A 22,893-nucleotide genomic window follows, 5' to 3' on the forward strand; every position below is an offset into this window, starting at 1 on the left:
GTTCGCTATCATGGGAGGCCTTGCGCGGCCGTCATCCCCGGGCGCTGCGCGCTTGCCATCGCAGGAGACCCCATGGCCGACCCCAAAGAAGCACGCGTCCCCGACATCGGCGGCCACGACAACGTGCCGGTGATCGAAGTGCTGGTGAAGGCCGGCGACCGCGTGGAGAAGGAACAGAGCCTCATCACGCTGGAATCGGACAAGGCGACCATGGAGGTGCCCTCGCCGTTTGCCGGCGTGGTGAAGGAGATCAAGCTCAAGGTCGGCGACGAGGTGTCCGAGGGCGTGTTGATCGCGGTCATCGAGGCCGAGGGGGCCGCACCTGCGCCGGCGAAGGCGCCCGCAGCCGCGCCGCTTTCCAGCGCGCAGGCCAGGGCGGCCGAGCCGGGTACCGGCAAGGGCGCCATCGACGAGGCGCCGCCAACCCCGCCACCGGCCGCGCCCCCCGCGACGGGCGGCGTGCGCGAGGCGCGCGTGCCGGACATCGGCGGTCACGACAACGTGCCGGTGATCGAGGTACTGGTGAAGGTCGGTGACACGGTCGCCAAGGACCAGAGCCTGATCACGCTCGAATCGGACAAGGCCACCATGGAAGTCCCGGCGCCGTTCGAAGGCGTGGTCAAGGAACTGAAGCTCAAGGTGGGCGACGAGGTATCGGAAGGCGCGGTGATCGCCCTGATCGAGACCGGCGCCGCCGCCCCGGCAACGGCCGCGCCATCGCCCGCAGCCTCGCCCGATGCGCAATCGGCCACCGGCCTGCCGATCAGCAGCGGCGGCCCCAAGGCGCCCGGGCAGCCGGCCGGCGGCCGGGGCGTGCTTCCGGGCAACGTGCCCGAGGGCGACGTCGCGCCCCGCGCCCGGCCGCCGATGGACGCCCAGGTGATCATGCCGGGCGATGCTCCCTATGCCAGTCCGGCGATCCGCGCCTTCGCGCGCGAACTCGGCGTCGACATCGCGCAGGTCAAGGGCTCCGGCCGCGCCGGGCGCATCCAGCGCGAGGACGTCAGCGCCTACGTGAAGCACGCGCTGGCCTCCGGCGCGCGTCCGGTGCAGGGCGCGCCGGTGGCCGCCGGCGGCGGTCTCAACCTGCTGCCGTGGCCGAAGGTCGACTTCGCCAAGTTCGGCCCGGTCGAGGAGAAGCCGCTCACCCGCATCCAGAAAATTTCCGGCGCCAACCTCTCGCGCAACTGGGCGATGATCCCGCACGTCACCCAGCACGAGGACGCGGACATCACCGAGCTGGAGGCCTTCCGCAAGAAGCTCGGCGACGAGAACAAGGACCTGAAGGTCACCCCGCTGGTATTCCAGATCAAGGCGGTGGTCGCGGCGCTCAAGCAGTTCCCGCAGTTCAACGCCTCGCTGGACGAGACCGGCGAGAAGCTGATCCTCAAGAAGTACTTCCACATCGGCATCGCGGTGGACACGCCCGATGGCTTGGTGGTGCCGGTGCTCCGCGACTGCGACCAGAAGGGCCTGCTGGACCTGGCCCGCGAGCTGGGCGAGATCTCCAAGAAGGCGCGCGAGAAGAAGCTTGGCCCGGCCGAGATGTCCGGCGGCTGCTTCTCGATCTCCTCGCTGGGCGGCATCGGCGGCACCGCGTTCACGCCGATCGTCAATGCGCCGGAGGTGGCGATCCTGGGTGTCTCCAAGGCGTCCATGAAGCCAGTGTGGAACGGCAAGGAATTCGCGCCGCGGCTGATGCTGCCGCTGTCGCTTTCCTACGACCACCGCGTGATCGACGGTGCACTCGCCGCGCGCTTCGCCGCCTTCCTCGCCACCCAGCTCGGCGACATCCGCCGCCTGCTGCTCTGACGGGAGGCCGAGGCCATGGCGAACACGATCGAAGTGAAAGTCCCCGACATCGGCCACGACAACGTGCCGGTGATCGAGGTTCTGGTGAAAGCCGGCGACCGCGTGGAGAAGGAACAGAGCCTGATCACGCTGGAGTCGGACAAGGCCACGATGGAAGTGCCTTCCAGCGCCGCTGGCGTGGTCAGGGACGTCAAGGTGAAGGTGGGCGACGAGGTGTCCGAGGGCGCGGTGATCCTCACGCTCGAAGCCGAGGCTTCTCCCTCTGCCCCGGATGGAAACAAGGCGGGGGAAAAGGGCCAGGGTAAGGGGGCGCCCTCGCGACAGCCCGGCAACGAAGCGAACGCGCCTACCGCCGCTCCCGCAAGCCCCGTCCCCTCACCGCAATCCCCTCCCCGCCGGGGAGAGGAAGCGAAGGTGCCGCACGCGGCAGCGGCATCGTCCAGAACCCCTGACCTCGAATGCAAGCTCGTCGTCCTCGGCTCCGGCCCCGGCGGCTACACCGCCGCCTTCCGCGCCGCGGACCTGGGCGCCGACACCGTGCTGGTCGAACGCTACGCGAGCCTGGGCGGCGTCTGCCTCAACGTCGGTTGCATCCCGTCGAAGGCACTGCTGCACGCCGCGGCCGTGATCGACGAGGCCGACGCGATGGCCGCCCACGGCGTCACCTTCGGCAAGCCCAAGATCGAGCTCGACAAGCTGCGCAAGTTCAAGGAACAGGTGGTCGGCAAGCTCACCGGCGGGCTGGCCGGCATGGCCAAACAACGCAAGGTGCGCACCGTGCAGGGCACGGGCAGCTTTGTCTCTCCGCACGAGCTGGAAGTAAAGACGGCCGAGGGCACCAGGCTGATCCGATTCGAGCACGCCATCATCGCCGCCGGCTCGCAGGCCGTGCGCCTGCCGATGTTCCCGTGGGACGACGAGCGCGTGATGGATTCCACCGGCGCGCTGGAGCTGAACGACATACCGAAGCAGCTGCTGGTCGTCGGCGGCGGCATCATCGGCCTGGAGATGGCCACGGTGTATGCGGGCCTGGGCAGCGAAGTGACCGTGGTCGAGTTCATGGACCAGCTGATCCCCGGCGCCGACGCGGACCTGGTCAAGCCGCTGGCCAAGCGCCTCGGCGGCAAGCTCAAGGGCGTGCACCTGAAAACCAAGGTGATCGAGGCCAAGGCCACCAAGAAGGGTATCGAAGTCCGCTACGAAGGCGACAGCATTCCCGACACCACCGTGTTCGACCGCGTGCTGGTCGCCGTGGGCCGCTCCGCCAACGGCAACAAGATCGGTGCCGACAAGGCGGGCGTGGCGGTGACCGATCGCGGCTTCATCAACGTCGACACGCAGCTGCGCACCAACGTGCCGCACATCTTCGCCATCGGCGACCTGGTCGGCCAGCCGATGCTGGCGCACAAGGCAACCCACGAGGCGCGCGTCGCCGCCGAAGTGGTGGCCGGCATGAAGAGTCATTTCGACGCCCGCGTGATCCCGTCGGTCGCCTACACCGACCCGGAAATTGCCTGGGTCGGCGTGACCGAGCGCGAGGCGAAGGAAAAGGGTCTCAAGGTCGGCGTGGGCAAGTTCCCCTGGGCCGCCTCCGGCCGCGCGATCGGCATCGACCGCACCGAAGGCTTCACCAAGCTGCTGTTCGACGAGGAAACCCACCGCGTGGTCGGCGCGGGCATCGTCGGCCCGCACGCCGGCGACCTGATCTCCGAGCTGGCCCTGGCCATCGAGATGGGTGCCGAGGCGGCCGACATCGCCCTGACCATCCACCCGCACCCGACCTTGAGCGAGTCGGTCGCGATGGCGGCGGAGGTCTACGAGGGCACCATCACGGACCTGTACATCCCGAAGAAGAAATAGCGCCGCTCAAGCGAACGGGAAGCCAGTCGCCACCGGGCGGCTGGCTTTTTTTTTGCCCTGTGGCGCATCCGTCGGTTGCTTCGAAAGCGGTGGACCGGCAGATCGCCTAGTGCGCCTGTGCCTCGGCCAGCGCCGCCTGCAAGCGGTCCTGCAAGGTCACCAGATTGTTCTTGGCCTGGTCCAGCATCAAGGTCATCTGTCCGATCACGTGCAGGAATTCACGCGGTTGCACGGTGCCGATGCGCATGTCGGTCATCGCATCGACCATGCGCGGACCGTTCATCACCAGCGCCAGGTTCGCGCTCAGTGTCGTGACCATGTCCCGTTGCCCGGCATAGGCCGCCGCATAGCGGCGCATGTGGGCGTCGTCGATCCAGCTGGCCGACTGGTTGGCTACGGCCACGTCCCAGGCTTCCTGGCGCAGGCTGGGCCAGCGCAGGTTGAGGTTGAAACCTTCCAGCGCGACCAGCGATTGCACGTGCCGGGCTACGGCATCGTCCGGCGCCCGTGCCTTGAAGTCCTCCACGAGCGCATTGCGGATCTTAGCCAGCGCCCGGGCTTGCCGCTCGTCCTGGGCGAGCGAGAACTTTACTTCCGCCAGGTTGGCGCGAATCTCGGCTTCGATCTGCGCGCGCGCCGTCTCGGCCGCGTGCGCATGGTGCGTATGCTCGATCCACGCCTCCAGCCCCAGCGCGGTGAGGATACTCAGCACGATCATCAGGTAATGCTTGAGGAAGTCCTTCAGCGATTCCACGCGAGCCTTGGGCAGTTCCAGGTGCATAGGTTGTCCTTGTTGGGGGTCAGTCGCGCGGCGCGGCAGTTTCGAACAAGTCGCGCTGCGCGGCAAAGTGGTCGCGGTCGACGAAGCCGGCCAGTCCCACGCCGACCAGCCGGTAGCGGGTGCCGGCGGGGTGCTCGACCCGTGCGCGCAACGCGCAGGCGAGCTCGGCCAGCTCGTGCGCGGTGACGGGCAGGGTGGCGGGCGAGAAGCTGCGGGTCAGCGTGCGGAAGTCGGCGGTCTTGAGCTTGAGCACGATCGTGCGCGCGATGCGCCCTTGCTCGCGCTGGTGGCCGGCCCAGGTTTTCTCGGCCAGGCGGCGAATGTGCGGTTCCAGCTCGTCCAGCGTGAGGTCGTTTTCGAAGGTGTCCTCGGCGGACACCTGCAGGGTGAGCCGGTCCGGCTGCACCGGATGCTCGTCGATACCCCACGAAAGCTGGTGCAGGCGCCGGCCCCAGCGGCCGAAGCGCTGCTCGAGCCCGGCCTCGCCCACCCGCCGAAGGTCGGCGGCGGTGGCCACGCCCATCGCGGCGAGCTTGCCCTCCATGACCTTGCCCACCCCGGGCAGGCGTCCGACGGCGAGGGGCGCCAGGAAGGCCTCGACCTGGTGCGGACGGATCACGAACAATCCATCGGGCTTGCGCCAGTCCGAGGCGATCTTGGCCAGGAACTTGTTCGGCGCCACGCCGGCCGAAGCGGTCAGATTCGTTTCCTCGCGGATCGCCGCGCGGATCGCCTCGGCCGTCGCCGTGGCAGACGCCAGCCCGTTCCTGCTGGAGGTCACGTCCAGGTAGGCCTCGTCCAGCGACAGCGGTTCGATGAGTTCGGTGTGCCGCGCGAAGATCGCCCGCACCTGCCGCGACACTGCCTTGTAGCGGGTGAAATCCGGCGGTACGAAGATCGCCTGCGGGCACAGCCGTTCCGCCCGCACCGCCGGCATCGCCGAACGCACGCCGAACACCCGCGCCTCGTAGCTTGCCGCGCAGACCACCGAGCGCGCCCCGCGCCACGCCACCACCACGGGCCTGCCGCGCAACGACGGATCGTCGCGCTGCTCCACCGACGCGTAGAACGCGTCCATGTCGATATGCAGGATCTTGCGCGGGGTGGAGGACACGATGGAAACCGGGGATGACTGGTGGCGATTCTAGGCGACCGGCGCGACCGCGCGGCAATCGGCCCCGCCACGCGGTTGCACGGCTTGACATGCGATTGATAGCGCCGGGGCTACCGTGGCGTCGCATCCCGGAGGCTCGCCATGACCGATTACGCCGAGCAACGCCAGCGCATGGTCGAGCGCCAGCTGGCCGGGCGCGGCATCACGGATGCGCGCGTGCTCGAAGCGATGGGCACGATCCCGCGCGAGGCGTTCGTGGCCGGGAGCATGCACGAGTTCGCGTACGAGGACTCGCCGCTGCCGATCGAAGCCGGACAGACCATCTCGCAGCCATTCATCGTCGCGCGCATGCTGCAGGCGGCCGAACTGCACGAGGGCGACAGCGTGCTGGAGATCGGTGCGGGCTCCGGCTATGCCGCGGCGGTGATGGCGGCGCTGGCCGCCCGCGTGCACGCGATCGAGCGCCACGCCCAGCTCGTCGACCTCGCGCAACAGCGCTTCGATACGCTGGGCTACCGCAACATCCGCTTGCGCCTGGGCGACGGCAGCGGTGGCTGGCCGGAAGCGGCGCCCTTCGACGCGATCATCGCCGCGGCCGGCGGCCCGGCGGTGCCGGATGTGCTGCGCCGGCAGCTGGCGATCGGCGGACGGCTGGTAATGCCGGTCGGTGAGACGCTCAACCGCCAGCGGCTGGTAAAGGTGACCCGCCTGGCGGAGGACCGCTTCGAGGAGGAGCCGCTGGACGAAGTGCGTTTCGTGCCGCTGGTGGGCAGTTACGGCTGGAGCGAGCAGGAAGCCATCGCGCCGCCGCGGATGGAACCCGTCGCCGTCCGCGCGCCGGGCGATGGCGGCACGTTGCCGGCCATGATCCGCGCCGCGGCCGAGGCCTTGCCTGAATTCGACGACCCGGCGTTTGGACGGCTGTACGACCGCTACGGCGATGCGCGTGTCGTGCTCCTGGGCGAAGCGAGCCATGGCACCAGCGAGTTCTACCGCGCCCGCGCGGCGATCACCCGCCGGCTGATCGAGGCGCACGGCTTCACCATCGTGGCGGTGGAAGGCGACTGGCCCGATGCGGCGGTGCTGGACCGCTACGTGCGTGGCCGTCCCGCCACGCACGAGGAGCCGATCTTCCAGCGCTTCCCGACGTGGATGTGGCGCAACCGGGACGTCGCCCGCTTCATCGACTGGCTGCGTGACTACAACCGCGACAAGCCCGCCGCCAGGCAGGCCGGCTTCTACGGCCTGGACCTGTACAGCCTGGACAGCTCGATCCGCGCGGTGATCGATTACCTGGACAAGGTCGACCCGGAAACCGCGCAGGTGGCGCGGCACCGCTACGGCTGCCTGATGCCCTGGAGCAAGGAGCCGGCACAGTACGGCCGCATGGCCCTGAATGCCGGTTACCCGCTGTGCGAGAAAGCGGTGGTGCAGATGTTGCGCGAGCTGCTTTCCCGCCGGATGGAGTACGCCCACGCCGACGGCGAGCACTTCCTGGACGCGGCGCAGAACGCACGCCTGGTCAGCAACGCCGAGGCCTACTACCGCGCGATGTACTACGGCTCCGCCGAGTCGTGGAACCTGCGCGACAGCCACATGTTCGAGACGCTGGAAAACCTGCTCGCCGCCGCCGGTCCGCGGTCGAAGGCGGTGGTCTGGGCGCACAACTCGCACATCGGCGACGCGCGCCACACCGAGATGGGCCAGGTGCGCGAGGAACTCAACCTCGGGCAGCTTTGCCGCCAGCGCTTCGGCACCGATGCGGTGCTGCTGGGCTTCGGCACGCACACCGGCACGGTCGCCGCGGCGGACGACTGGGACGAACCGATGAAAGTGATGGGCGTGCTGCCCTCGCGCAACGACAGCTACGAGCGCCTGTTCCATGACGCCGGGCGGCCGCGCTGCCTGCTCGACCTGCGCGAGGGTGCGAACCGCGAGCTGTGCGGGCGTCTGGCCACCGGCCGACTGGAGCGCTTCATCGGCGTGATCTACCGACCGGACACCGAGCGCTGGAGCCACTACGTCGAATGCTCGATGCCCCGCCAGTTCGACGGCTATACCTGGTTCGACGAAACCCACGCGGTCGAACCGCTGGGCGAGGAGCCGCGCAGCGGCGCCGCCGACACCTGGCCGTTCGGCCTCTGAACGTTGCGACGCTAGCGGCGACCCTGCGCCAGCATGCGCACCGCCAAGGTGGCCAGCACCGTGCCCATCAGCCAGCGTTGCAGCGCCTGCCATAGCGGGCGTCCGCCCAGGAATGCGGCGATCGAACCGGCCGCCAGCACGATCATTGCGTTGACCGTGAGGCTGATGGCGATCTGCGTGAAGCCGAGCGCCACCGACTGCGCAAGCACGCTGCCGCGGCCGGGCACGACGAACTGCGGCAGCAGCGAGAGATAGAGCATCGCCGCCTTCGGGTTGAGCAGGTTGGTGAGCAGGCCCATCGCGAACAGGCGACGCGGGCTGTCGGGCGTCAGCTCGCGCAGCTGGAAAGGCGAGCGGCCACCGGGCCTAAGCGCCTGCCAGGCCAGGTACAGCAGGTACACGGCCCCGCCGATGCGCAGTGCGTCGTAGGCGTAGGGCACCGCGAACACCAGCGCGGTGATGCCGAAGGCCGCGCACAGCATGTAGGCGATGAAGCCCAGGCCCACCCCCGCCAGCGACACCAGCCCCGCCGCGCGCCCCTGGCAGATCGAGCGCGAGATCAGGTAGATCATGTTCGGCCCCGGCGTGAGCACCAGGCCCAGCGCGATCAGGGCGAAAGCGAGCAGGTGGCTGGCATCCGGCATGGCGCGGCTCCGCGGCGAAAGCGCGCAGGATACGGCCGGGCCCGAGGCGGCGGCATGTGCCGCGGTCAGGAATGCGGTGTCGGGGGTGCGTTGCGCCGGCGCGCCTCGAACGCGGCCAGCGACAGCGCCGCCACGACGAACGGCAGCAGGTTGTAGACCAGCCGGTAGCAGAGCAGGCCGGCCAGCACGTCGGCGCGCGCCTGGGCGGGGAAGGCGCCGAGCAGGATCGCTTCGAACACGCCCAGACCGCCGGGGGCATGGCTGACGATGCCGGCCAGCAACGCGGTCAGGTAGACCGGCACGAAATCGGCGAACGGCGGCGCGATTTCCGGAGGCAGCAGCAGGTACATCGCGCCGATCGCGGCGCTCATCTCCACGCCACCGACCAGCATCTGCAGCAGCGCGGCGCCCGAGCCCGGCAGAGCGATCGTCCAGCGACCCACGCGCAGGCTGCGTGGCCGCGCGAGCCACAACGCCAGGCTGGCCAGCAGCAGCACGATGACCACGCCAGCGGTGCGCCCCCAGCCGAGGGCGATCGCCGGTTCCATCAGTAGGCCGGCCGCGCCCAGCACGGCGTAGCCCAGCCCCACGCCCAGCGTCGCCAGCCCGACCACGCGCGCAATGTCGCCTGCGCCCAGTCCCGCGGTGGCGTAGATGCGGTAGCGCACCGCGCCACCAGTCACGGCGTGGAAGCCGAGCGTGTTGGACAACGCGTGCGCCGCGAAGCCCGCGAAGGCTGCCAACCCGGTCGATGCGCGCGCCGGGGCCACGCGGCGCGCGGCCAGCACGTCGAACGTGGCCAGCATGGCGAAGCTGATCGCCGTTGCCACCACCGCGCCTGCCACGTGCGTGCGCGGCAGTTGCGCCAGCGCCGCCGCCACGTCGCGCCAGCGCATCGCGCCCAGATAACGGTGCAGGAGCCACGCCGCCAGGGCGAGCAGCAACGCCGACGCGAACCAGGACAACCCGCGCAGCCAGCGGCGCGCACCGGGGTCGGCAAGAGGGGAGGGAAGTGCGGACATCGGCCCAACCTTACGGCGCATGCGCAAGGGGCCGCGGGTGCGGGATCGTCATGTCGCCAAGGGTAGCGGGTTCCGCCCCCTGGCTTGTAGGAGCGCACCCGTGCGCGACCGCGCGGAGCGCCCACTTCGCGCTGCCCGTGGCTCGCGGTCGCGCACCGTGCGCTCCTGCGGGAACGGGGATGCATCGTGCGCCAGTGGCTGAACCCCAACGCCAACTCACGCTATCGTTGCCGCTCCCGCCGCCGACGATGCCTTCTCCACGCATGAGCACCGAATCGAATACCTACCTGCGCCGCCTGGGTACCTGGGACGCGGCGATGATCGTCATCGGCGGCGTGATCGGCGCCGGCATCTTCAGTACCCCGGCCACGCTGGCCCAGCGCACCGGTTCGGGCTGGGAGTTGCTGGCGCTGTGGGTGGTCGGCGGCCTGCTGACCCTGACCGGCGTGCTGAGCTATGCCGAGCTCGGTGCACGGCGTCCGCAGGCGGGCGGCAGCTACATCTACCTGCGCGAAGCGTTCGGCCAGCTGCCCGCGTTCCTGTTCGGCTGGACGATGGCGTTGATCAACTACCCGGGCAGCGTCGCCGCGGTGGCGACGATTTTCGCGCAGTACTTCTGCGCGGCGCTTGGCCTGTCGTTGCTGTACATCAAGCCCGTGGCCGCCGGCGCGATCGCCTTCATCGTCGGCGTGAACCTGTTCGGCATCCGCGCCGGCGCCTGGGTGCAGAACATCTTCACCGTGCTCAAGCTCGCCGCCATCGCGTTGCTGGTCGTGGCCGGCGTGGTGCTGGCCGATGGCCACCTGGGCGTGACGCTCGCCGCCGATCCCGGGCGGGACGTCCCCGCGGGCGCGCTGTTCGGCGCGCTGCTGCCGGTGCTGTTCACTTATGGCGGATTCCACTACCTCAACGACCTGGCCGGCGAAGTGCGCAACCCGCAACGCACGCTGCCGATCGCGCTGGGGCTGGGCATGGCTGGCGTGATGATCGCCTATGTGCTGGCCAACTTTGCCTACCTGGCCGGCCTGGGCCATGCGGGCCTGGCCTTCAGTACCGCGCCGGCCGCCGACCTGTTGCGCCGGCTGCTCGGCGACCGCGGCGCCACGCTGATGGCGCTGGGCATCGCCTGCTCCACCTTCGGCTACTGCAACATCGCCATCGCCGGCGGCGCGCGCGTGCTGCAGACGATGGGCGCCGACGGCATGTTCTTCTCCGCCGTGGGGCGCATCGAGCCGCAGAGCCGCGCGCCGCAGGTGGCGCTGGCCACGCTGGGCGCATGGGCGATCGTGCTGGCGGTGTCCGGCAGCTTCAACCAGCTGCTGGACTACACCACCGTCGGCGAGTGGCTGGCGCACGCCTGCAGCATCGCCACGCTGTTCTGGTACCGCCGTTACCTCACCGAGCCCTCGCCCTACCGCGTGCCGTTCTATCCTTGGCTGCCGATGATCTTCGTGGTGACCGTGCTGTGCGTGATCGGCGCCACGGCGATCCACAACCCTAGCGATGCCGGCATGAGCCTGGTCATCATTGCCTGCGGCATTCCCGCCTATTACGGCTGGCGCTGGCTCGAACGCAGCGGGGCGTGAGCGCTCCTGCACGTCCCGTGCGGAGCGGTGAGCGACACTGGTGGCCATGAGGACGAGCGCTGCACTGGTCTGCCTGATCCTGTCGATTGCATGCCGGGCGGAGTCGCCCGCCGGTGCGGCCGGTTTGCAGGTTGGTCTGTCCCATGTCCGGGCCGGCGCGGAGGAGCAGGTCGCCGGCGAAACGATGCGCCGGTACACCTTCGAGCCGTCCGCGCAGCCGAACGTGCGTTTCAGCCCGGCGCGCCCTTGGCCTGGCGAGGGCGAACTGCGCGTCAGCGTGCAGAACGCGATGCCCTGGGCGGTCACCCTGTCGATCGACATCGAAGGCGCGGCAGGCGCCCACCTGAAGGCGACGGTGGGCCTGCCCGCCGGCCCGCCGCAGACCCTCGTCGTTCCCTTGCACGCGACCTCGCCGCGCGCCTTCGGCATGCAGGCCGGCCCGCCGATGCCGGTGCAACTCGGTGGCCAGCGTGTCCTGCTGGCCACCACGGTGGAGGGCGCGCCGTCGCTCCAGGCCATACGCGCCGTGCAGCTCTCCATTCCCGCGCCGCAGGCCGCGCAGGTATTGCTCGTCGGTACGCCGGGCGCGGCCGCTGGCGACACGCTCCACGACGTCTACGCCGGGATCGTCGACCGGTACGGCCAGTACACGCGGGGACAGTGGCCGGAGAAGGTCCACAGCGATGCCGCGCTACGCAGCGCGCATGTGCGCGAACGTGCGCAGCTGGGCGGCACGCCCGGTGATCGAGGCGATGGACCGCCGGATGGCCAAACCTCGGCCGCTGGCTGGTTCCACACGCGCAAGCTTCGTGGCCGCTGGCAGCTGGTGGCGCCTGACGGCCACCCGTTCTTCTCGCTGGGCGTGAACGCGGTAGCGCCCGATGGCGGGCGCAGTTACGTGCAAGGCCGCGAGTGGATGTTCACCGGCCGGCCGCCGGCCACGGGCGCCTGGCAGGCGTTCTACGGCGAGGACGACAGCCGCCGCGACACCGGCGCGGCCGGCGGCCTTACCTACAACCATGGCCGCTGGTTCGACTTCTATGCGGCCAACCTCTACCGCGTGGACGGCGTGCGATGGCGTGAAGCGTGGCGTGAACGCACGCGACAGCGGCTGCTTGCCTGGGGCTTCAACACGCTGGGCGACTGGAGCGATGAAACCATCGCGCGCGGCCACGGCCTGGCCTACACCCGCTCGATCAACATCGCCGGCGACTATGCCAACGTCGCCACCGGCTACGACTGGTGGGGCCGCATGCCCGATCCGTTCGATCCGCACTTTGCAGCGGCCACCGAACGAGCCGTCGCCAAGGCCGCCGAAGGCGTGCGCGAGGATCGCTGGCTGCTCGGCTACTTCGCCGACAACGAACTGGCCTGGGCGTCCCCCGGTGCGCAGGGCCGCTGGGCGCTGGCGCTGGGCACTCTGCGCGGCGAGCCGCGCAGTCCGGCGAAGCAGGCGTTCATCGCCATGCTCATGCGCAAGTACGGCGATGCACTGCGCTTAGGGGTGGCCTGGGGCATCGGCGTGACCCGCTGGGAAGCGCTGGAACAGGCCGGTTTCCAGGCGCCCCTGCCAAGCGAGGCCCACCAGGCCATCGCCCAGGACTACAGCGCCTGGCTGCGCGCCTATGCCGACCGCTACTTCCGCACGGTTGCGCAGGCACTGCGCCGGCATGACCCACACCACCTGTTTCTCGGTGGTCGCTTCGCGGTGCGCACGCCCGAGGCCGTGGCCGCCTGCGCGCAGTGGTGCGACGTGGTGAGCATCAACGTCTACGCCGACCTGCCACAGCATGGAATGGATCTGGTCGCGCTGCACCAACTCGACAAGCCGGTGCTGGTCAGCGAGTTCTCGTTCGGCTCGATCGACCGCGGCCCCTTCGGCGCAGGCCCGGTGGCGGTATGGAACGAGGCCCGGCGCGGCGAGGCGTATGCGCGCTTCCTGGCCGCAGCGGCCACCGATCCGGCGATCGTGGGTGCGCACTGGTTCCAGTACGCTGACGAACCGGTGAGCGGGCGCCTGCTCGACGGCGAGAACGCCCACTTCGGATTGATCGGCATCACCGACATCCCTTTCGCCGCCTTCGTGAGGACGGTGCGAAACGCGAACGCGAGCGTGCGGAAAACTCCCTAGCGCCGGGTCCCCGGAACCGGCGTTTCCCTGGGTGAGCCTGCGGCCACGGAAGCTTGCCGGCCGCTTCACGGCACCGGTCGATACTGGATGCGGCCAAGCGGCCTCGACGGGCGTCGGGCGCCTGCACGGAGCTTGCCGCTCCGCCATTGGCCATCGGCCTGCAAGGGAGGAACCCAGGCATGAACGCCGTATTCGCGATCACCCCCCACAACGAACCCAAATGGGGACGGCTGTCCGCTCCCGTGGACCCGGAAGAGACCCGGATCTGCATGCGTGCGCAGTCGATCCTTTCCGGTGGCGATATCGGGCAATGCCCGCCACTGGACCTCAGACAGGCCCGCGACGTGCTGGCCTGGTATATGCCCCGGCATTGATGCGGGCGCCGACGGGGTGGAGGCCACCCCGTCGGGTTTCTCCGTCGACTAGCGGCCGATCTCGCGCAGCCGCTTCCCATGCATCAGGTTGCGCTCGATCTGCTCCAGCGTGACACCCTTGGTCTCGGGGACCAGCCACACGGTAAGCACGAGAAAGACGACGTTGAGCGCCGCGTAGAGCCAGAACGTGGCCGCGTTGCCGATGCCGTTGAGCAGGCTGAGGAAGGTGAAACCCACGATCATGTTGCAGACCCAGTTGGTGATCGTGGAGCAGCCGATGCCGAAGTCGCGGCCCTTGAGCGGCTGGATTTCCGAGCAAAGCGTCCACACCAGCGGGCCGGCGGACATCGCGAAGCCGACGATGAACACCAGTAGCATCGCCACGGTGAAGATCTGCGCCGCATGAGTGGCGATGCCGCCGTGCATCATCGTGCCGACCACGCCCAGGCCAATCGCCATTACCGCGAAGCCGGCGTAGAGGATCGGCTTGCGGCCCACCCGGTCGATCAGCGCGATGGCGATGAAGGTCGCCAGCACGTTGGTCAGGCCGACCAGCGCGGTGAACCACATCTGCGCGGCCGTGTCGTAGCCCATTGTCTGGAAGATGCGCGGCGCGTAGTACATCACCACGTTCATGCCGGTGAACTGCTGCATCAGCTGCAGCAGCACGCCCAGCCCGACCGAGCGGCGGAAGTTGCGGTTCTCCAGGAACAGATGCCAGCCGCGCTGCGGAGTCTTGAGCTGTTCCTCGATGTCGGCCGCCTCGCGCTCGACGATGGCCGCGTCGCCGCGCAGCCGGTTCAGCACGCCGATGGCCTCCTCGCGACGGCCGCGCATCATCAGCCAACGCGGGCTGTCCGGCAGCAGCAGCACGCCGAGCAGGAACAGGAAGCCGGGGATCGCGATCACGCCAAGCATCCAGCGCCACGAGCCGGTGTAGCTGAAGGCGGTGTCGGAAAGGAACGCGACCAGGATGCCGATGGTGATCATCAGCTGGTAGGTCGAGATCATCGCGCCGCGGATGTGCTCGGGCGCCACCTCCGCCAGGTACAGCGGCGCGGCGAAGGTGGCCAGGCCGATCGCCAGGCCCAGCACCACGCGCGCGGCGATCAGCGTGGCCGGCGACCAGGCCATGCCGCACAGCAGCGATCCGATCACGAACAACACCGCGCCAAGGATCAGCGAGCGCTTGCGGCCCAGGTGCACCGACAGCCAGCCCGCGCCCAGTGCGCCCACCGCGGCGCCGAACATCATCGCGCTCACGATCCATTCCAGGGCGCGGTCGCTGATGCCGAAATCGCTCTGGATGAACTGCTGCGCGCCGGAGATGACGCCGATGTCCAGGCCGAACATCAATCCGGCCAGCGCCGCGAGAATGCAGGTGAAGAGCGCCGCCGTCCGGGGCTGCGCAAGAGGTGTGGCAAGGGCGTTGCTGTTCATGGGTGGGCTTCCCCGGAAGCGAGGTGGAGGGCGCCGGCTGCGGTACCTGGGTGCACCGATACCCGCGGCGGCGTGCCGGCGAAACGCGGTTCCGGCAGGCCGGTGGTGCCCGCCGGTGCCGCGAACAGCGCACCGGCGGACGGTTGCGAGGCGAGCGCTGCGGCGTCCAGGCCCTCGCGCGCGCTGGTGACGTAGAGCACCGCAAGATCCGGTCCGCCGAAGGCGGGACGGGTCGGCTGCGAGGCGGGTATGTCGATGCAGTGATCGAGGCGGCCGCCAGCCGTGTAGCACGCCACACGGCCCAGGCCCCACTGCGCGTTCCACAGGTTGCCGGCCGCATCCACCGCCGAACCGTCCGGTTCTCCGCGTGGATCATCGAGGCGCGCGAAGGTGCGCGGCGAACCGCAACGGTCGCCATAGTCGCAGCACTGGATGGCGCGGGCAGGCGAATCGCAGTAGTAGAGCGTGCGTCCGTCCGGGCTGAACGCGACGCTGTTGCTGATCGCCACGCCGGGCAGGTCAAGGCGTTCAAGGGAGAGGTCCGCATTCAGGCGCCAGAAGCTGCCCACGGGCTCGCGGGCACCTCCGGCTGGCGGTTCGTGCAGCGTGCCGAACACGAACCGTCCCTGGCGGTCGCAGGCGCCGTCGTTGAGGCGCGTCGGCAGGCCGCCTTCCACGGGCGTGATCGGTGCGAGCGTCCCGCTGGCGGGGTGGAAGAACGCCAGCCGCGAGGCGAGCCCGAGCAGCAGCCAGCCCTCGGCCTCGCACAGCGCGATGCAGGCCAGCCGCTCGGGCATCGTCCATTGATCGGCACGCGCATCGCGCGGCCGGAAGCGCCAGAGGGTCGCCGCCTGGATGTCGGTCCAGTACAGCGCCTGCTCGCGGCTGCACCACACGATGCCTTCGCCGAGCGTGTTGCCGGCGTGGAGCGCGACCACCGCCGACGCGTTCATACCCAGCCGCCGTCCACGATGAAGTCCTGTCCGGTGCACATGCGGCTGTCGTCGGCGGCCAGGAACAGCGCCGCGCGGGCCAGGTCGTCGGCCATCAGGTAGCCGGGCAGGCACTGCACACGGGCGATTTCGGCCTCGCCTTCGGCGTCGAGCCAGAGCCGGCGCTGCTTCTCGGTGATCACCCAGCCGGGCACCAGCGCGTTGATGCGGATGCGGTCGTGGCCGAGCTCGCGCGCCAGGCCGTTGACCAGCCCGCGTACCGCGGCCTTGGCCATGGCGTACATCGGGTAGCCGGCGTTCTTCTTCATCCAGCCGGTCGAGCCCAGGCAGATCACCGAGCCGCCGCCCAGGCGACGCATGTCCTCGCGCACCGCCTGGGTGGCGAAATACTGGTGGCGCAGGTTGACCGCCACGTTGCGGTCGAAGTCCTCGCCCGTGGTGTCGCCGAATGCGTGCCGCACATCGTTGGCGGCGTTGTTCACCAGCACGCCGATCGGCCCCATCGCGGCGCGCGCCTGCGCGATCGCCGCGCCGAGCGCGTCCAGGTCGGTGACGTCGCAGGGCAGGAACAGTGGCCGGTGGCGGGCATCGGCCAGCGCCTCGCAGAGCGCCTCGCCGTGCGCACGGTCGAGGTCGATGAAGGCGACGCGACTGCCCTGCCGCGCGAAGTGCCCGACGAACGACGCGCCGATGCCGGTCGCGCCTCCGCTGACGAATACCGTGCGGTCGATCAGGCTGGGATAGGTGGCGAAGGCCATGCTCACCACTCCGCCACGCTGCCGTCGGCGTGGCGCCATACCGGGTTGCGCCAGCGATGGCCGGCCGACGCGCGCTCGGCCACGTAGTCCTCGTTCACCGCGATGCCGAGGCCGGGGCCGCCGGGAATGGTGACGAAGCCGTCCTGGTAGGCGAACACGCTGCGGTCGCTGACGTAGTCGAGCAGGTCGTTGCCCGCGTTGTAGTGGATGCCCAGGCTCTGCTCCTGGATGAAGGCGTTGTGGCAAACCGCATCCAGTTGCAGGTTGGCCGCCAGCGCGATGGGCCCCAGCGGACAGTGCAGCGCGATGGCCACGTCGTAGGCTTCGGCCATCGAGGCGATCTTGCGCGTCTCGGTGATGCCGCCGGCGTGCGACGGGTCGGGCTGCAGGATGTCGACGCCGCCGATCGCCAGCACGCGCTTGAAGTCGTAGCGCGAGTACAGCCGCTCGCCCAGGGCGATCGGCGCGGGCGAAATCGCGGCCAGTTCCGGCAGGGCCTCGAGATGCTCGGACAACACCGGCTCCTCGATGAACATCAGCTTGTACGGCGCCAGCTCGCGCATCAGCACCTTGGCCATCGGCTTGTGCACCCGGCCGTGGAAATCGAGGCCCAGGCCGACGTGCGGGCCGACCGCGTCGCGCACCGCCTGCACGTTGGCGAGCACCTGCTCGACCTTGTCGTGGGTGTCGACGTACTGCATTTCCTCGGTGGCGTTCATCTTGACCGCGGTGAAGCCGCGCGCCACCGCATCCTTCGCCGCGCGCGCAGTGTCGGCCGGGCGGTCGCCGCCGATCCACGAATACACCCGGATGCGATCACGCACCGGCCCGCCGAGCAGTGCGTGCACCGGCTGGCCCAGGTGCTTGCCCTTGATATCCCACAGCGCCTGGTCGATACCGGCGATCGCGCTCATCAGCACCGGGCCGCCACGGTAGAAGCCGCCGCGGTACATCACGGCCCACAGGTCTTCGATGTTCCGCGGGTCCTTGCCGATGAGGTAGTCGGACAGTTCGTCCACCGCGGCGGCGATGGTGTGCGCGCGGCCTTCGACGATCGGCTCGCCCCAGCCGCAGATCCCCGCATCGGTATCGATGCGCAGGAACAGCCAGCGAGGCGGCACGACGAAGGTGGTGAGGCGGGTGATCTTCATGCGTTGGACCTTTGCGAATCGAGGTGGCGCCGCCAGGCCTGTGCGAAGGCCCGCGCGCGCGCGCCGACGTCGTCGGCCGCGCGACCCGGCGCGTAGAGCGAGGAGCCGATGCCGAAGCCGGCCGCGCCGGCTGCGAGCCACGGACCCATGGTGTCGGGCGCGACGCCCCCGACCGGCAGCACCGCGGTGCCCGGCGGCAGGATCGCGCGCCAGGCCTTGAGCACGGTCGGCGAGGCCTGCTCGGCGGGGAAGAGTTTCAGCGCGTCGGCGCCGGCGGCGAGCGCGGCAAACGCCTCGGTCGGCGTGGCGACGCCCGGCACGCAATAGAGCCCGGCCTGTTTGGCGGCGCGGATCACCGCCAGGTCGGCGTGCGGCATCACCACGATGCGTCCGCCCGCGTCCGCGATGTCGCGCACCGACGCCGGATCGAGGACGGTACCGGCGCCGACCAGCCGCTCGGCGCCGTAGCGCTCGGCCATGCGGCGGATGCTTTCCAGCGGCTGTGGCGAATTGAGCGGTACTTCCAGGATGCGGAAGCCGGCCTCGGCCAGCGCGTCGCCCACCGTCGGCACCTCGTCGGGGCGCAGGCCGCGCAGGATGGCGACCAGCGGCAGCGGTTCGAGCCAGGTCTTGAAGTCGTTCATGCGTGGATGCGTCCGTGGAGCAGGCCGGCCGCCGTCGCGACCCGCCAGAGGCCCGCCGCGGCGAGTGAGCCGGAGGTGGGTTGCAGAATCAGGCCGAACGCCGGGGCGGCCTGGCGGTAGCGGGCGCAGAGCGCGTCCTCGCCGACCAGTTGCACCGGCGCGTCGGGCATCGCCCAGCCGGCGGCCAGCGCCATGCGCAGCTCATCGCCGATCAGCAGCCCGGAAAGGAAGTCCGCGACCGACGCCGGCGCCAGGGCGCCTTCGAGCATCAGGGCGCGCGCGGAGAACAACCGCGAGAGGCCGCCGGCCGCGCCGGACGTCCTTGCGGCGGCGACGCCGAGCGCGAACGCCTCCTCGTCCGCGCCGCCGTCGGGCAGCCCGGCGCCGAGGACGGAATGCCCGCGCAGCAGCGCGAACAGCTCGCCGGTCATCACGGTGGTGAAACCGGTGACGGCTCCATCGCTCACGTGCACCCACTTGCTGTGCGTGCCGGGCATCAGCAGCCGCACGTCCCCGATGGGCAGCGATGCCTGCGCCAGCACGCCTGCGATCTGGGTCTCCTCGCCGCGCATCACGTCCGGCCCGGCCGGATCGCGCAGGCCCGGCACGATGTGCACGGTGCGCCCGTCGGGTGCGCCCACCGCGGTCAGCGCGCCGGCCAGCGCATCGAGCCGGCAGGGCGTATCCAGATAGGGCGCCTCGCGCCAGCCGCCGCGGCTGCCGACCATGCCGCAGGCCAGCACCGGTGCGCGCGGCCAGCCTTCGACCGCTTGCGCGAAGGCTTCGACGAAACCACCCGCCGGCAGTTGTCGGCTGCCCCAGGGCAACGCACGCGTTTCGGCCACCTGGCCCGCCTCGTCGAAGCGGTACGCGCGCAGCCGCGTGCTGCCCCAGTCCAGGCCGACCAGCGGCGTGCTCACGCCTTGGCCTTTTTGCGGGCGCGGCCGCGGCTGTGCTGCAGGTTCGCCTGCGAGTCGGCGATCATCGCGTGCATCGCCTTGCGCGCCACCTCCGGCTGCTTGCGGCGGATCGCCTCGAGCACTTTCTGGTGATGCGGCAGCGAATACTTGAAGTCGCCCGCGGTGCGCGCGGATAGCGTGAAGAACGTGCCCAGCGCCGTCTCGATCACCGAGAACAGCGACTGCAGGAGTTCGTTGCCGGTGGCGTGCAGCACCGCGTCGTGGAACTGCAGGTCGGCGGCGGTCCACGCATCGAGCGTCTGCGCGGCGTCCATCGCGCGGAAGGCCGCATCGATCGCGGCGAGCTGCTCGGCGGTGCGTCGGCGCGCGGCGGCCGCGGCGGCGGCCGGTTCAATCACCTCGCGCATCTCCACCAGCTTGTCGACGAAATCGTCGGTGGGCATCGAGGCGCAGCGCCAGGCGAGCACGTCCGCATCGAGCTGGTTCCAGTGGCGCGGGTCGAGCACGCGCGCGCCGACGCCGGTGCGCGACTCGATCAGGCCCTTGGCCGAAAGCACCTTGAGCGCCTCGCGCAACGCGGTGCGGCTCACCTGCAGGCTTTCGGCGAGCGTCTCCTCGCGCGGCAGCACTTCGCCGGGCTTGACCTTGCCGCCCACGATGCGCTGCCCGAGCTCGTGCATGACGTGCCCGTAGAGGCTGCGGACTGCGCTCGTCTTCCTCATGAACTGCGGCTCCAGGATGGATAGTTCGACGCTTGCGGGCGGGCGCTTCCGGCGCCCGGACTGTTTGTCATACAAATCGACTATAAGCACTGGATGCGCGTCCTGCCAAGGTGCGACAGCGCATTTTTTTCGAGCTTCGTCGGCGGGTTGCGAAAGCGTCGATGACGCGATGCGGAAATTGCAACAAAGCCAGCAATCGCCCGGATGACCGATGTCGTCGCCGCAGGTGGCTACGCCATGCGAAAGCGCCTAACCGGAAGGCTCTGCGCGCACGCAATGCCGCGCTGCACAAAGAAAATTTTCGTACGTCCGAACACTTGCACGATAATCATACAATGTGCTTGCATGCCTCCACTTCGAACACCGTGGAAGGGGCTTTGGGGACATGCGACGTGCAGGGTGGATCGGTTCGATGCTCGGCCTCGTGGCGCTGTCGATGACGGCGCATGCAGGCACGACGGCCACGCGCGAAACCTTCGGCACGATGCCGGACGGCAAGCCGGTGGAGGCGGTCGTGCTGACCAACGCGCACGGCCTCAAGGCGCGGGTGATCGCGTACGGCGCGAGCCTGCAGTCGCTCAGCGTGCCCGATCGCGATGGGCACTTCGCAAACATCGCGCTCGGCTACGCCTCGTTCAAGGATTACCTGGACCATCCGCAGTACTTCGGCGCGACGGTGGGCCGCTATGCCAACCGCATCGCCAAGGGCCGCTTCGCGCTCGACGGCAAGACCTACCAGGTGCCGGTGAACAACGGCCCCAATTCGCTGCACGGCGGTACCCGCGGTTTCGACAAGGTGCTCTGGACCGTCGATGCCGTGAACCACGACACCGACAAGGCGAGCGTCACGCTGACCCACGTCAGCCCCGACGGCGACATGGGCTATCCCGGCAAGCTCGAGGTGTCGGCCGTCTACACGCTGGACGACAAGGACCGGCTCTCGATCGAGTACCGCGCGACCACCGACCGGCCAACCATCGTCAACCTGAGCAATCACGCTTACTGGAACCTGTCGGGCGAAGGCTCGGGCAGCGTGATGGACGAGCGTCTGACCATTCCGGGCGACGCCTACCTGCCGGTCGATGCCGGCTCCATCCCCACCGGCGAGATCCGCAAGGTTGCCGGCACGCCGTTCGATTTCCGCCAGGCCAAGCCGATCGGCCGCGACATCCGCACCCATGATCCGCAATTGCTCAATGGCCACGGCTACGACCACAACTGGGTGATCAGCCGAGAGGCCGCCGCCGCGCCGCGCATGGTCGCGCGCGTGGAGGATCCGAAGTCCGGCCGCGTGCTGACGCTGAGTTCGGCGCAGCCGGGCCTGCAGTTCTACTCGGGCAATTTCCTCGATGGCACCACGGTCGGCACCGGCGGGCACGTGTACCGCCAGGGCGATGCGTTCGTGCTCGAACCGCAGTTGTATCCGGACACGCCCAACCAGCCGGCGTTCGGCTCGGCCCGGCTGGCGCCGGGGCAGACCTACCGCAACCTGATCGTTTATCGCTTCACCACCGAGCCGGCGCGCGGCGCGCGCTGACCCGGCCCGTCACGTCCCGAGGGTGCCGCGAGCGGCGCCCACGGGGAGCGTTTGCCTGCAAGGCGCCCGGCGCCACGAGGAGTTCGCATGAAACACGCACTGTTGGCCCTGGCATTCGGCGCGGCGGCGCTCATCGCCCCGCGCGCGCCGGCCGCCGATGCCCCTGCGCGCTGGACGAGCGCCAAGGCGCACACCTGGTACCAGCACCAGCGCTGGCCGCTGGGCAGCAACTACGTGCCGGCGAACGCGATCAACGAGCTGGAGATGTGGCAGGCCGAGACGTTCGATCCGGCGCGCATCGACAAGGAGCTGGGCTGGGCGCAGCAGCTGGGCATGAACACCATGCGCGTGTTCCTGCACGACCTGCTGTGGAAGCAGGACCCGCAAGGCTTCAGGCGCCGCATCGACCAGTTCCTGGCGCTCGCCGACAAGCACGGCATCAAGCCGATCTTCGTGCTGTTCGATTCTTGCTGGGACCCGGAACCGAAACTGGGTCCGCAGCATCCGCCGATCCCCGGCGTGCACAACTCCGGCTGGGTACAGAGCCCCGGCGTGGCGATGACCGATCCCGGCCAGTACCCGCGGCTGGAGCAGTACGTGAAGGACATCGTCGGCAGCTTCGCGAAGGACAACCGCGTGCTCGCCTGGGACGTTTGGAACGAGCCTGACAACCCCGGCGGCGGCAACTACGACGCGCGCGAGCCCAACGACAAGGTCGCGCTGGTCGCCAAGCTGCTGCCGCAGGTGTTCGCCTGGGCGCGCAGCGCCGCGCCGACGCAGCCGCTCACCAGCGGCGTGTGGCATGACGAGGACTGGTCGGACCTTTCCAAACTCAACCCGGTCGAGCGCACGCAGCTCGAGCAGTCCGACGTGATCACTTTCCACAGCTACGGCTGGCCGGAGGAATTCGCCAGCCGCGTGCGCCAGCTCGCCGGTTACGGCCGTCCGCTGATCTGCACCGAGTACATGGCGCGCGGCGCGGGATCGACCATCGACGGCGTGCTGCCGCTGGCCAAGAAGCTCGACGTGGGCATGGTCAACTGGGGCTTCGTCGAAGGGCGCAGCCAGACCATCATGCCGTGGGATTCCTGGCAGCGTCCCTACACGCTGCAGCCGCCGACGATCTGGTTCCACGACCTGTTGCACGGGGACGGCACGCCTTACCGCCAGCGCGAGGCCGACATCCTGCGCGCGCTTTCCCACGCTCCGCGCGGCGTGGTGCCCGAGGCGGCGCTGATGGTTCCCGCGTCCGCCGCGGCGACGACGCGATGACCGCTCCTCTCTCCACCGTCCTTCCCG

The 22,893-nt window shown here is 69.6% G+C and carries 19 protein-coding genes; 8 read left to right on the forward strand and 11 right to left on the reverse strand.

The genetic code is table 11. The features are described 5' to 3' along the window. Positions 1 to 72: 72 nt before the first annotated feature. Positions 73 to 1,812: a dihydrolipoyllysine-residue acetyltransferase gene (gene aceF, locus ACFWZ1_RS01970; protein WP_439665263.1), complete on the forward strand. Its 1,740-nt coding sequence runs from the start codon at positions 73 to 75 to the stop codon at positions 1,810 to 1,812. A 15-nt stretch (positions 1,813 to 1,827) separates the two neighbouring features. After that, positions 1,828 to 3,672, forward strand: coding sequence for a dihydrolipoyl dehydrogenase (gene lpdA / locus ACFWZ1_RS01975; protein ID WP_439665264.1), 1,845 nt, complete (start codon positions 1,828 to 1,830; stop codon positions 3,670 to 3,672). A gap of 106 nt (positions 3,673 to 3,778) precedes the next feature. Here lpdA and ACFWZ1_RS01980 read toward each other — a convergent pair whose 3' ends face one another. Next, the gene (locus ACFWZ1_RS01980; protein ID WP_439665265.1) at positions 3,779 to 4,453 is read right to left on the reverse strand and encodes a hypothetical protein; all 675 of its coding nucleotides are present in this window, start codon (positions 4,451 to 4,453) and stop codon (positions 3,779 to 3,781) included. A gap of 19 nt (positions 4,454 to 4,472) precedes the next feature. Continuing rightward, positions 4,473 to 5,567 carry a DNA polymerase IV gene (gene dinB / locus ACFWZ1_RS01985; RefSeq protein WP_439665266.1) on the reverse strand — a complete coding sequence of 365 codons (1,095 nt, stop codon included), beginning with the start codon at positions 5,565 to 5,567 and terminating at the stop codon, positions 4,473 to 4,475. A gap of 141 nt (positions 5,568 to 5,708) precedes the next feature. On the opposite strand from dinB, the gene ACFWZ1_RS01990 reads away from it, so the two are divergent. Then, positions 5,709 to 7,712 carry a protein-L-isoaspartate(D-aspartate) O-methyltransferase gene (locus tag ACFWZ1_RS01990; RefSeq protein ID WP_439665267.1) on the forward strand — a complete coding sequence of 668 codons (2,004 nt, stop codon included), beginning with the start codon at positions 5,709 to 5,711 and terminating at the stop codon, positions 7,710 to 7,712. Positions 7,713 to 7,723: 11 nt separating this feature from the next. Here ACFWZ1_RS01990 and ACFWZ1_RS01995 read toward each other — a convergent pair whose 3' ends face one another. Then, the gene (locus ACFWZ1_RS01995) at positions 7,724 to 8,356 is read right to left on the reverse strand and encodes a LysE family translocator (protein ID WP_439665268.1); all 633 of its coding nucleotides are present in this window, start codon (positions 8,354 to 8,356) and stop codon (positions 7,724 to 7,726) included. A gap of 65 nt (positions 8,357 to 8,421) precedes the next feature. Then, complete coding sequence (locus ACFWZ1_RS02000) at positions 8,422 to 9,378, reverse strand: UPF0104 family protein (RefSeq protein WP_439665269.1); 957 nt, start codon at positions 9,376 to 9,378, stop codon at positions 8,422 to 8,424. Positions 9,379 to 9,641: 263 nt separating this feature from the next. On the opposite strand from ACFWZ1_RS02000, the gene ACFWZ1_RS02005 reads away from it, so the two are divergent. The 3 genes from ACFWZ1_RS02005 (at position 9,642) to ACFWZ1_RS02015 (ending at position 13,469) form a co-directional block, all read left to right on the forward strand. Then, positions 9,642 to 10,964, forward strand: coding sequence for an APC family permease (locus ACFWZ1_RS02005; protein ID WP_231323190.1), 1,323 nt, complete (start codon positions 9,642 to 9,644; stop codon positions 10,962 to 10,964). A 46-nt stretch (positions 10,965 to 11,010) separates the two neighbouring features. After that, positions 11,011 to 13,095: a beta-agarase gene (locus tag ACFWZ1_RS02010; protein WP_439665270.1), complete on the forward strand. Its 2,085-nt coding sequence runs from the start codon at positions 11,011 to 11,013 to the stop codon at positions 13,093 to 13,095. A 179-nt stretch (positions 13,096 to 13,274) separates the two neighbouring features. Continuing rightward, positions 13,275 to 13,469 carry a hypothetical protein gene (locus ACFWZ1_RS02015; protein ID WP_439665271.1) on the forward strand — a complete coding sequence of 65 codons (195 nt, stop codon included), beginning with the start codon at positions 13,275 to 13,277 and terminating at the stop codon, positions 13,467 to 13,469. A 48-nt stretch (positions 13,470 to 13,517) separates the two neighbouring features. Here the strand turns inward: ACFWZ1_RS02015 and ACFWZ1_RS02020 are convergent, their stop codons facing one another. Genes ACFWZ1_RS02020 through ACFWZ1_RS02050 form a run of 7 tightly spaced genes read right to left on the reverse strand, consistent with a single transcriptional unit; the run spans position 13,518 to position 20,057 of the window. Beyond that, positions 13,518 to 14,909: a sugar porter family MFS transporter gene (locus tag ACFWZ1_RS02020; protein ID WP_231323194.1), complete on the reverse strand. Its 1,392-nt coding sequence runs from the start codon at positions 14,907 to 14,909 to the stop codon at positions 13,518 to 13,520. Then, complete coding sequence (locus ACFWZ1_RS02025; protein ID WP_439665272.1) at positions 14,906 to 15,862, reverse strand: SMP-30/gluconolactonase/LRE family protein; 957 nt, start codon at positions 15,860 to 15,862, stop codon at positions 14,906 to 14,908. The genes ACFWZ1_RS02020 and ACFWZ1_RS02025 overlap by 4 nt, the downstream gene beginning before the upstream one ends. Then, positions 15,859 to 16,620: an SDR family NAD(P)-dependent oxidoreductase gene (locus tag ACFWZ1_RS02030; RefSeq protein WP_439665273.1), complete on the reverse strand. Its 762-nt coding sequence runs from the start codon at positions 16,618 to 16,620 to the stop codon at positions 15,859 to 15,861. The genes ACFWZ1_RS02025 and ACFWZ1_RS02030 overlap by 4 nt, the downstream gene beginning before the upstream one ends. A 2-nt stretch (positions 16,621 to 16,622) precedes the next feature. Next, positions 16,623 to 17,771: a galactonate dehydratase gene (gene dgoD / locus ACFWZ1_RS02035; RefSeq protein ID WP_439665274.1), complete on the reverse strand. Its 1,149-nt coding sequence runs from the start codon at positions 17,769 to 17,771 to the stop codon at positions 16,623 to 16,625. Beyond that, on the reverse strand, positions 17,768 to 18,415 hold the full coding sequence (locus ACFWZ1_RS02040; protein WP_439665275.1) for a 2-dehydro-3-deoxy-6-phosphogalactonate aldolase: 648 nt from the start codon (positions 18,413 to 18,415) through the stop codon (positions 17,768 to 17,770). Before ACFWZ1_RS02040 ends, dgoD begins: the two co-directional genes overlap by 4 nt. Then, entirely contained in the window at positions 18,412 to 19,335 is a 924-nt protein-coding gene (locus ACFWZ1_RS02045) for a 2-dehydro-3-deoxygalactonokinase (protein WP_439665276.1), read from the reverse strand. The genes ACFWZ1_RS02040 and ACFWZ1_RS02045 overlap by 4 nt, the downstream gene beginning before the upstream one ends. After that, entirely contained in the window at positions 19,332 to 20,057 is a 726-nt protein-coding gene (locus tag ACFWZ1_RS02050; protein WP_231323204.1) for a FadR/GntR family transcriptional regulator, read from the reverse strand. The genes ACFWZ1_RS02045 and ACFWZ1_RS02050 overlap by 4 nt, the downstream gene beginning before the upstream one ends. A 385-nt stretch (positions 20,058 to 20,442) precedes the next feature. Between ACFWZ1_RS02050 and ACFWZ1_RS02055 the strand changes: the two genes are divergently transcribed. Both ACFWZ1_RS02055 and ACFWZ1_RS02060 read left to right on the forward strand, forming a co-directional pair. Beyond that, complete coding sequence (locus ACFWZ1_RS02055; RefSeq protein ID WP_439665277.1) at positions 20,443 to 21,594, forward strand: aldose epimerase family protein; 1,152 nt, start codon at positions 20,443 to 20,445, stop codon at positions 21,592 to 21,594. Positions 21,595 to 21,681: 87 nt separating this feature from the next. Continuing rightward, positions 21,682 to 22,866, forward strand: coding sequence for a cellulase family glycosylhydrolase (locus tag ACFWZ1_RS02060; protein WP_439665278.1), 1,185 nt, complete (start codon positions 21,682 to 21,684; stop codon positions 22,864 to 22,866). The last annotated feature ends 27 nt before the right edge of the window (positions 22,867 to 22,893 follow it).

The sequence above is a fragment of the Frateuria sp. GZRe14 genome (assembly GCF_051900395.1).
GTDB lineage: Bacteria > Pseudomonadota > Gammaproteobacteria > Xanthomonadales > Rhodanobacteraceae > Frateuria_A > Frateuria_A edaphi.